The 1598-nt window shown below is 34.6% G+C and carries 1 pseudogene; it reads right to left on the bottom strand.

The window, feature by feature from the left end:
• Window positions 1-173: 173 nt before the first annotated feature.
• Window positions 174-1551, bottom strand: a pseudogene (locus J5G60_RS18245) (transposase).
• Window positions 1552-1598: the final 47 nt, after the last annotated feature.

The following is a 1598-nucleotide window of genomic DNA, read 5'->3' on the forward strand; positions in this document are numbered from 1 at the left end:
AGGTAATTCTTGTAATTTATAATAGCTAAACAGAAAAAAAGGGCATAAGAAATAAAGCCATGATTAATTCTAAAATTTTAAAATAGCTGGTATTTATGCAATTAATGGTTTTAGACTTTTGATATATTCATGCCTGTGTATTTTATTGGCTATGACAGCTGTTATCAGCTGAGTTATACCAGCAAGAAGCAAGTCAGCATGAAGGGTTTTTTCATTTTGTGTCCTGCGCTCTGCAATACAGCAGCTGTGTTTAAAATTTTCGATACTTTTTTCTATAGCAGAACGAATTTTATAGGTGCAGTTCCATTCCTGAGAACCACGAACGGTTCCGGGATATGCACGCAGGTTCTTTTCAGGATAAATGTAAAACATCCTGCCGCAGGATGATTTAGTACAGGGATCTTCACAAAAAGTTTTTCGTTTACTCTTTTTCGTTTCTTTATTGTAGACCCATTTCATTTTAGGGCAAACGAATTTCATTGTAGGAATTCCTGAACGCAAATGTGATTTGCTGCTTTCCCGTTTCATGGGCAGTGAATGGTCATGGGGACAGCAGGGAACAGCATCTTCATTCAAAGGACAATCAGATTCTTCTGATACGATTTTAGTTTTTAGTGGTATGTATGCTTTTTCAAACTTTAATTCCTGTAAAAGACAGCTGTAAATTTCAATGCTGTCAAAGGCAGCATCGCCTAAAAATATTTTAGGGTTTATCATGGGATGTTTTTTTAAAAAATCCTTAAGAACAGGTATAAGAGCTTTAGCATCAGCAAGAGATTTATCCTCATCAGGTGAGTTGGACTTTTTTTCAACAACAATGTCTGGATGAGCTTTAAGGAAATTTTTATTGTAAAATGAAATGTTTCTTACAATGCCAAGACCGTTGGTAACAAGACCAAATTTAAAAGCATAGCAAAAATGTCCATTAATATACATCTGCTGGACAGCAGGATTGGCATTAGCATGGGAAGGCATGGCACCATAAGCAGCTTTATAAGGATCATAGGAATCACCTAAACCATTTAACTTCTTAAAAGTTTTAAGCTGTTTTATAATGCGGTTGGCATATTTAGGATTGTTTTCAGTTACGAAAGCTTCAATACCAGAAGTATCGAAGATGGTCATGGATGCAAGTTTCTTATTAATTTGTTGGCATATTGGTTCAGTAATATCAACTAGATTATCAAACATCAATTGTAAGTCCAGAATAAAATCCTGTTTAAAGCGTGTGAATTTAGAGGCATCAGGAACTTTAAGAAAGCCGCAGAAATCCCTTAATTCCTGAGAATACTTAAGGAAGATAATCAGAAGGGAATCTTTAGGAATAGAAAAAATACGCTGCAAGATTAAAGCACGAAGCATAGCGTAAAGCTTATATTTACGAGGTCTTCCGGTGGGCGCATAAAAATGATTTATGAAAGAAATGGGAACTAAATCATCAAGATTAATAGTGTTTTCAAGTAAAGAAAGAAACTGGGGCTTGTTGTTTTGAAATTTTTCTTTGCAGTCAGAAAATATATCTGCCAAAGAAAGCTGTTTATATGTTATCATAAATATGTAACTCCTTTCTGAGGTATAATGGTGATTTTGTTTCTTGA

The organism is Clostridium sp. HV4-5-A1G (genome assembly GCF_900184915.1).
Lineage (GTDB): Bacteria > Bacillota > Clostridia > Clostridiales > Clostridiaceae > Clostridium_B > Clostridium_B aromativorans.